Annotated in this window: 11 protein-coding genes and 1 rRNA gene; 4 read left to right on the top strand and 8 right to left on the bottom strand. The window is 47.0% G+C overall.

The window, feature by feature from the left end; genetic code table 11:
* Window positions 1-132: ribosomal RNA gene (locus ACEW8P_RS12335) — 16S ribosomal RNA — on the bottom strand; the annotation flags it as partial.
* Between the two features lie 245 nt (window positions 133-377).
* Window positions 378-2,012, bottom strand: coding sequence for an L-glutamate gamma-semialdehyde dehydrogenase (gene pruA, locus ACEW8P_RS12330; protein ID WP_373513381.1), 1,635 nt, complete (start codon window positions 2,010-2,012; stop codon window positions 378-380).
* A 320-nt stretch (window positions 2,013-2,332) separates the two neighbouring features.
* Between pruA and thrC the strand changes: the two genes are divergently transcribed.
* The 4 genes from thrC to ACEW8P_RS12310 all read left to right on the top strand — a co-directional run bounded on the left by thrC (window position 2,333) and on the right by ACEW8P_RS12310 (window position 4,879).
* The gene (gene thrC / locus ACEW8P_RS12325) at window positions 2,333-3,631 is read left to right on the top strand and encodes a threonine synthase (RefSeq protein WP_373513380.1); all 1,299 of its coding nucleotides are present in this window, start codon (window positions 2,333-2,335) and stop codon (window positions 3,629-3,631) included.
* Window positions 3,632-3,818: 187 nt separating this feature from the next.
* Window positions 3,819-4,247, top strand: coding sequence for an energy transducer TonB (locus ACEW8P_RS12320; RefSeq protein ID WP_373513379.1), 429 nt, complete (start codon window positions 3,819-3,821; stop codon window positions 4,245-4,247).
* Window positions 4,248-4,310: 63 nt separating this feature from the next.
* A complete protein-coding gene (locus ACEW8P_RS12315) occupies window positions 4,311-4,607 on the top strand; it encodes a hypothetical protein (RefSeq protein WP_373513378.1) in 297 nt (98 codons plus the stop codon).
* The gene (locus ACEW8P_RS12310) at window positions 4,598-4,879 is read left to right on the top strand and encodes a type II toxin-antitoxin system RelE/ParE family toxin (protein ID WP_373513377.1); all 282 of its coding nucleotides are present in this window, start codon (window positions 4,598-4,600) and stop codon (window positions 4,877-4,879) included. Before ACEW8P_RS12315 ends, ACEW8P_RS12310 begins: the two co-directional genes overlap by 10 nt.
* A 188-nt stretch (window positions 4,880-5,067) precedes the next feature.
* Here the strand turns inward: ACEW8P_RS12310 and ACEW8P_RS12305 are convergent, their stop codons facing one another.
* From ACEW8P_RS12305 to ACEW8P_RS12280, 6 genes are all read right to left on the bottom strand, one after another.
* Complete coding sequence (locus ACEW8P_RS12305; RefSeq protein WP_373513376.1) at window positions 5,068-5,538, bottom strand: hypothetical protein; 471 nt, start codon at window positions 5,536-5,538, stop codon at window positions 5,068-5,070.
* The gene (locus tag ACEW8P_RS12300) at window positions 5,531-5,818 is read right to left on the bottom strand and encodes an Ig-like domain-containing protein (RefSeq protein ID WP_373513375.1); all 288 of its coding nucleotides are present in this window, start codon (window positions 5,816-5,818) and stop codon (window positions 5,531-5,533) included. The genes ACEW8P_RS12305 and ACEW8P_RS12300 overlap by 8 nt, the downstream gene beginning before the upstream one ends.
* Before the next feature lie 205 nt (window positions 5,819-6,023).
* On the bottom strand, window positions 6,024-6,362 hold the full coding sequence (locus ACEW8P_RS12295; RefSeq protein ID WP_373513374.1) for a hypothetical protein: 339 nt from the start codon (window positions 6,360-6,362) through the stop codon (window positions 6,024-6,026).
* Between the two features lie 28 nt (window positions 6,363-6,390).
* The gene (locus ACEW8P_RS12290) at window positions 6,391-6,672 is read right to left on the bottom strand and encodes a type II toxin-antitoxin system HicB family antitoxin (protein ID WP_373513373.1); all 282 of its coding nucleotides are present in this window, start codon (window positions 6,670-6,672) and stop codon (window positions 6,391-6,393) included.
* Between the two features lie 2 nt (window positions 6,673-6,674).
* On the bottom strand, window positions 6,675-6,860 hold the full coding sequence (locus tag ACEW8P_RS12285; protein ID WP_373513372.1) for a type II toxin-antitoxin system HicA family toxin: 186 nt from the start codon (window positions 6,858-6,860) through the stop codon (window positions 6,675-6,677).
* A 120-nt stretch (window positions 6,861-6,980) separates the two neighbouring features.
* Entirely contained in the window at window positions 6,981-7,127 is a 147-nt protein-coding gene (locus ACEW8P_RS12280) for a tetratricopeptide repeat protein (protein ID WP_373513382.1), read from the bottom strand.

Below are 7,127 nucleotides of genomic sequence, written 5' to 3'. Positions count from 1 at the left end.
CCCCGGTCGAAGGCAGGTTGCATACGCGTTACGCACCCGTACGACGGTGACATTCGAAAATGCCCCCTCGCCTTGCATGTATTAGGCCTGCCGCTAGCGTTCATCCTGAGCCAGGATCAAACTCTCCATGGTAAATTACTTGTAAATCAGCCGGCCATCGCTGGCCAGCCTGTCTGTAGGCAGGTGTGTCCTACATCTTGGTTTACTTCATCATTTCAAAGAACAAAAACCCCAATTCTGCCTTCTCTTCTTTCTCTCTTCGCGATTGGGATTGCAAAGGTAAGACTATCCTTTTCACTTTTGCAAATCCCCCTAAAAAAAAGTCAGAATATTTTAATTTTCTTGGCAGCGGGAAATATTATACAAGATCAATCCAATTATGGTTCCTGTAAGAAGGGATATTTGTAGTCTTTCGGGGCGTCCAGCGTCTCTTTAATCGTACGCGGCGACACCCAGCGAATCAGATTTAGGATCGAACCGGCCTTATCGTTGGTACCCGAAGCCCTTGCTCCGCCGAAAGGCTGCTGCCCCACGACGGCACCCGTGGGCTTGTCGTTGATGTAGAAATTCCCAGCGGCATTCACCAGGCGCTTCGTGGCCAACTCGACCGCGTAGCGATCCTGCGCGAAGATGGAACCCGTCAGCGCGTAAGGCGACGTATTGTCCACCAATTCCAGCGTTTCCTCGAATTTTTCGGGTTCGTATATATATATAGTGAGAACCGGGCCGAAAATCTCCTCACAAAGCGTGACGTACTTCGGGTCTTTCGCTACTAATACGGTAGGTTCGATAAAGTACCCCTTGCTCTTGTCGTAGTTGCCTCCGGCCACGATCTCTACCGAATCGCCGCCATTCTTAGCGCCATCGATGTAGCCCGCAATCTTGTCAAAAGATTTTTCATCGATCACTGCGTTGACGAAATTGCTGAAATCTTCCACAACGCCCATCTTAATATCTTCCAGGTCGGCGAGCATGTATTCTTTTACTTCTTCCCAGAGATTGGAGGGAATGTACGCCCGCGACGCGGCGGAACACTTCTGTCCCTGGAATTCAAACGAACCCCGAACCAGCGCCGTTGCTAAGGTTTTTGGATGGGCAGATTTGTGGGCCACGACGAAATCTTTACCTCCGGTCTCGCCAACGATGCGGGGGAAGGAGCGGTAGTTGCCGATGTTATCCCCAATCGTTTTCCAGATGGTGTTGAAAACTTTGGTACTGCCCGTGAAGTGGATGCCCGCAAACTCGCGGTGCTTGAAAATAATGTCTCCGGCGACCGGGCCGTCCACGAGAATCATGTTGATAACGCCGTCGGGAACGCCCGCTTCGTTGAAAACCTCCATTAACACCTTGGCCGAATAGACTTGCGTGAAAGCGGGTTTCCACACGATCACATTACCCATCATGGCGGGTGCAGCGCACAAGTTTCCGGCGATGGCCGTAAAGTTAAAGGGCGTTAGTGCAAAGACGAAACCTTCCAGCGGCCGATATTCCAGCCGATTCCAGACACCCGGCGAGGAGGTGGGTTGCTGGGCGTACAGGTCAGTCATGTATTGCACGTTGAACCGCAGGAAGTCGATGTACTCGCAGGCCGCGTCGATTTCGGCCTGGTAGGCGCTTTTGGATTGCCCCAGCATCGTGGCCGCGTTGATCTTGGCTCGGTACGGTCCGGCGATAAGGTCAGCAGCTTTTAGGAAAATAGAGGCGCGTTGTTCCCAGGCCAAATTAGCCCAGGCTTCACGCGCACCCAAGGCGGCTTCGATGGCCTTTTCGACGTGCGAGGCGTCGCCTTCGTGGAAGTGACCCAGCACGTGCTGGTGGTCGTGCGGTGGGGAAACGGGGTGTTTTTTGTCAGTATAAATTTCTTTGCCGCCAATGTATTGCGGGATGTCGATTTGCTCCGAACGGCCGTGTTCCAGAGCGGCTTTCAGTTCGGCGCGTTCGGGGCTGCCGGGCGCGTAGCTTTTAACGGGTTCGTTGATGGGTTGGGGTACTTTGAAGATTCCTTTTGACACAGGATAATTAATTATGAGTGATGAATGATTGGTAACCCCAAAGGGGTCACATATTTATAGAAATTTCGGTCGTCAAGCGATACGACCCCGATGGGGTCGCACGAACGCGACTCTACTTGTTTTTCTATAAATATGTGAATCCTACGGATTCTTGTTTACTACTTGATGGCTGAATTTGGCCTGTTTTTATTAAGAAGACCAACCCAACGGACATCTGCAAGTTAGGTACTTTTTGCAAAATTACTTAGCGGGCTTGAACGGGCTACGGGGTGATTTGCTTAGCTTTGCGGCCTGAAATTAAATCTTTACCCTCGGTTATCATGTTGTTTTACAGTACCAAAACGCAAAGTATCAAGGCTTCTTTGGAGGAAGCCGTTTTTAGAAGTTTGCCGCCGGACAACGGGCTTTACATGCCGGAATCCATTCCTACGCTCTCCCAGGATTTTTTGCAAAATATCGAGAAGCGCTCTTTCAACGAGATTGCGGTGGAAGTGGGGCATAACTTGCTAAGCGACGATATTTCCCGCAGCGAAATGGAAACGATTGTGGAAAACTCGTTTTCTTTTGAGGCTCCGGTCGTCGAGATTACGCCCGATAACTACGTATTAGAATTGTTCCATGGACCTTCGATGGCTTTTAAAGATTTTGGGGCACGGTTCATGGCTTCGTTGATGTCCTATTTTTTGGCTAAAACTCAAAAGGAAATTAAAATTCTTGTGGCGACCTCGGGTGATACGGGCGGGGCGGTAGCCCGGGGATTTTATAAGGTGCCGGGAATTTCGGTCACGATTCTTTACCCAAGTGGTAAAGTGAGCGAGATTCAGGAAAAGCAACTGACGACGTTGGGCCACAATATCACCGCGCTGGAAGTGGACGGCACCTTCGACGATTGTCAGCGGTTGGTGAAGGAAGCTTTTTTGGATCAAGAACTTACGGCGAAATACAATTTGGCCTCCGCCAATTCAATCAATATTTCCCGGCTTATCCCGCAGTCGTTTTACTACTTCTCGGCTTACGCCCAAACGAAGCATCTGGGCAAACCGCTGGTGTTTTCCGTCCCAAGTGGAAATTTTGGCAATCTCAGTGCGGGCGTATTGGCCTATCGCATGAGTTTGCCCGTGCAGCATTTCGTGGCGGCCACTAACCAGAACAACGTCGTGCCGCGCTACCTGGAAAGCAAAGCATACGAGCCGCTGCCTTCGATCGAAACGATCTCCAACGCGATGGACGTCGGCAGCCCTAGCAACTTTGTGCGGCTTACCCGATTTTTTGAAGACGACTGGCAAAGCGTCCGCGACATGGTATCGGGCTACTATTTCGACGACGAAGCGACGAAAGCGAGTATGCGAAAGGTTTTCGAGCAGACGCATTATGTCATGTGTCCGCATACCGCCGTGGCTTACGAAGGATTACAAAAGTACCGGGCGGAAACGTACGGAGATTTCACCGGAATTTTCCTGGCGACCGCGCATCCGGCCAAATTTTTGGATTTAGTGGAAAAAACGCTCGATTCTCCCGTCCATATACCGGAAAGGCTCAAAAATTTACTTTCGTTGGAGAAAACCTCAATTCCGTTGAAACCGCGTTTTCAGGACTTCAAGGCATATTTATTGGGGTAAAGAAGGTTTTTGATGCGCCTGAGATTTGCGTAGAAGAAATTGGTTTGGGTTGGGGACTTGTTTGCTTGAAGGAGGAAGGCAGTAAAATTGGCTATCGGTTGTCTTAAAAAATTATATATTTATGTTAATAGCATAAATAAGATTAAGGTATAAGAAAGCCTAAGAACGAATATATTGTCAAAATCCAATGAACGCAAAATTTCTGCTACCGTTGTTGCTTCTTCTCTCGATCAGTGCTGTCGTTATTAGTTCCCATGGCCAAGGACTCGAAGAGATGGCTACTCAATCCCGACAGGATGACACCACTGTCTATACGGTCGTTGAAAAAGCTCCTGGTGATAAGGAATCTATGTTTCAGTTTATTCAGTCAGCTAGTAAGTACCCCGTCAGCCCGAAGAAGGGATCAATGGTTCAAATCAGACTCTTGATTGAAAAAGACGGCTCAATATCGAGAGTCCAGGTTTCTTATACCGACCCAAATACAAATGATGACTTGGTACGAGAAGCTTTACGGATTGCCAAAACAATGCCTAACTGGATACCTGGCTCTCAAGATGGCCGACCACTCCGAATCTTAACCATATTTCCTATACGCTTTGTGAAGAGCGGGAAATAATGGATTTTTCTTCGCATATTTGTAGTGTATAGATAGTTAATATATGCACGAAAATATTCTTTTATGCGTGAAATAGTTCAAAACTACATGATCCTCTGCAAGAGCATGGAGTCGCTCATCAAGGCCTCAGGGTACAAAAACGTTTATCTGGCGGAGAAACTTGGCATGCCGCCTACTAACTTCTCCGCTAAGAAAAAGCGCGCAAACTGGACGCCCGACGAAGTTGACCAGATTTTAGCCATCATCGATAATGAAGAGTTAGAGGACTATTTCATGGTTCAACTCATGGAAGAAGATATAGAAGCCAACGAACCTACGATTCCTGCCGAAGAATTCAACCGCCGGATGGGATGGTCGTAGAAATCCAGACGAAGTTTGAAAAGGAACTCCGCAAGACGCCTGATTATATCCAGGATCAGACCAGAATAATTATTAAAAAGCTGATGGGCGCCAAGTCTCTCGAGACAGCCGGCGTGGATTACAAAATGATGAAGGGACAGAAGAAGAATCGTAGCTTCTACCGCATTCGGGTGGGGGACTACAGGGTCGGTATTCAGTATTTGCACCCCAACCTAATTTTCATGAGAATCTTGCATCGGGGAAAAGTTTACGATGGCTTCCCACCCAGATAAAATTCTATGCGGCTTGGTCGACTTTTCCTTGGCCAGGACATGGAACAGCCTGGTTCACATCCGCCGAATTATTGACTATAAAGCCTTTGTTGCTTAGTTGAGACTATTACTTTTATTAGTCCAGTCACGCGTTCATTGGTATGTCTGATTTTGAAATTTTTTTGTTAATTATTGACATCTCTATCCAATCATTTTTTTTTGATTACTTCCGCCCTAAGACTGGCCATGATCTCATCAATTCCCTCGACTTCTGAAGAAAGCCTTTTGTTGGGGTTGTAAGGTAGATAAAGGACGGTCAGCCCCAGGGTAGGATCGACAGTTACGCCTAAGCTTACCCTATCTTTGTCCTCAAAATAATAGACGTTGTTGGATGGGCCGAGGTAGCTGTACCTTTCCTTAAGATAGGTCGTAGATTCGGTCGCAACCTCGCTTGTGTTCTGAAGCAACACGGCGATAGACGACAGCTTTTTATCTTTGAAGATGTAAAGAACGTTGCGAACTTTAGAATTATCACCCTCGTAGAGAATCGAGTCATCTTTTTCGCTAATCTTCTTTCGTTGTTCATCTATTATGATAATATCTTTTGTAAAGCCGAATTTCAAGATAGGTTCGGCGTACATTTTGCTGTAGGGTTCTACTATCACTGCATAGTCACCCATAGTCTGACCCTGACTTATCTATTAAAATTTTAGCCTTACCGATTCTCTTAGCCGAAAAAAGCCCATTTGCGTCAATCGTGCCAATTCTGGGGTCGAAAGATTTCCAATTGTATCCTTGGGTACTGAGTTCCTTATCGCCCTGTTTTACCACAAATTGGTAAGTTTCGTCATAATGAATCGCTGCAGTAGGGCTGTTTATAATAATTGGCAGGTCTGGGGCTTTCTCCTTACACCCAGAAAACAGAACCAGAATCAGGAAAAGTGGTGAAATTTTGTTCATATCGCTACTATTAAGTGAACTAAGAAACCCGCTACTCTCTCGCAATAGTAACGGGTTTCCTTCACATCTGCAAGGATAATCCGGGAAACTAGCCCTCTTTGACACTGGCCTGTATATCCGATATATACCGCCCTACCTAGAAGTACAAAAGCCGGGAGAAGTTTTTCCTATTTCATTTAGAATCGTGTCATCAATCAAACCTCACTTAATCGCATCCCCTCTTCCATCGATCAAACTCTTCCCTCGAGTTTCCAATCGAACACACAAAATGCGGGCCTTCCTCAGGGGATGAAATCCCAGCCGTAAGCTGGCTGTACTTTTCTGAGGCAGCAGTCGTCAGCGTAATCTCAGCCGTGTACTTTCCCCGAATTCCTGCCTTGCTTTCCACGATGGAAATGCTGGCTACCTCCCGGTCTTCGATAACCTTTTGCAATCGGCTATTACTGATTTCGCGAGTTTGTTGAGGAGAAATCACAAAGGAAAAGGCGATAGCCAGACAAAATGCAACTAGCCATCCTCGATATTTGCTGATGAGGTTTTCCATAATTCAAAGGTTTATGAACGTTGGGTGTTCAGACGCCTTGTAGATGCGGCGTAGGTACCTGCAAATAGGTAATCAGGTCATTCGACTCGGCGATGGGTTCGGAATCTTGTAAATAGTGAGCCAAATCCCTGGGAACTGGGAACTCCTCCCCTAACTCGGCTAAGCCTTCTAAATGCATTTCCAGGGCTTCCTGCATATTTCTGAGGGTGGCTTCCACGGTTTTACCCGTAGCCACACATCCCAGTACATCGGGGGAATAAGCAGCGTAATTGTTCTTCGCTTTCTGGACGATTACCAAATATTTCTCCATGATTATTTTAAGCCTGCTTGTTTTAGAATACTGTTTTCCAAGAAAGGAGTAAGGTCATCGCTGGGCTTGCCATTGATTGTCACTAGTCCTTTCTTGCTAATATGCTTGAATTGGCCATGGCTTCCCTTTTGCCGGGCCTGATACCAGCCGTCTTTTTCAATCAGTTTGATAGCCTCCTTTACTTTCACGTGGCGGATATTTTACTCTAAAAATACTAATCTGCCATTAATTAGCCAAACTGATAAATCTCGCACGAGGCCGTGCGCTGGGGTAGAATTTGTGGTAAGATATATTGGTGATTGAATATTTCAATTAATCGCATCGCCCCTTAACGCCCTGAACTGCTTCCGCGAATCGGCCACGAAAATGCTGCCCGGATATTTTTCCAGGAGTTCTTGATAGAGCTTCATCGCTTCTTCTTTGTTGTTGAGTTTTTCCTGGTAGAGCTTCGCCAT

Source organism: Persicitalea sp. (genome assembly GCF_041751555.1).
Classification (GTDB): domain Bacteria; phylum Bacteroidota; class Bacteroidia; order Cytophagales; family Spirosomataceae; genus Persicitalea.
The sequence above is the reverse complement of the archived record's forward strand: the minus strand, read 5'-3'. Positions and strand labels throughout refer to the sequence as shown.

Excerpts from the sequence above, each read along its gene's own strand:
- thrC (WP_373513380.1), top strand. The coding sequence starts at position 2,333 with ATGTTGTTTTACAGTACCAAAACGCAAAGTATCAAGGCTTCTTTGGAG.
- ACEW8P_RS12320 (WP_373513379.1), top strand. The coding sequence starts at position 3,819 with ATGAACGCAAAATTTCTGCTACCGTTGTTGCTTCTTCTCTCGATCAGT.
- ACEW8P_RS12315 (WP_373513378.1), top strand. The coding sequence starts at position 4,311 with ATGCGTGAAATAGTTCAAAACTACATGATCCTCTGCAAGAGCATGGAG.
- ACEW8P_RS12310 (WP_373513377.1), top strand. The coding sequence starts at position 4,598 with ATGGTCGTAGAAATCCAGACGAAGTTTGAAAAGGAACTCCGCAAGACG.
- ACEW8P_RS12305 (WP_373513376.1), bottom strand. The coding sequence starts at position 5,538 with ATGGGTGACTATGCAGTGATAGTAGAACCCTACAGCAAAATGTACGCC.
- ACEW8P_RS12300 (WP_373513375.1), bottom strand. The coding sequence starts at position 5,818 with ATGAACAAAATTTCACCACTTTTCCTGATTCTGGTTCTGTTTTCTGGG.
- ACEW8P_RS12295 (WP_373513374.1), bottom strand. The coding sequence starts at position 6,362 with ATGGAAAACCTCATCAGCAAATATCGAGGATGGCTAGTTGCATTTTGT.
- ACEW8P_RS12290 (WP_373513373.1), bottom strand. The coding sequence starts at position 6,672 with ATGGAGAAATATTTGGTAATCGTCCAGAAAGCGAAGAACAATTACGCT.
- ACEW8P_RS12280 (WP_373513382.1), bottom strand. The coding sequence starts at position 7,127 with ATGGCGAAGCTCTACCAGGAAAAACTCAACAACAAAGAAGAAGCGATG.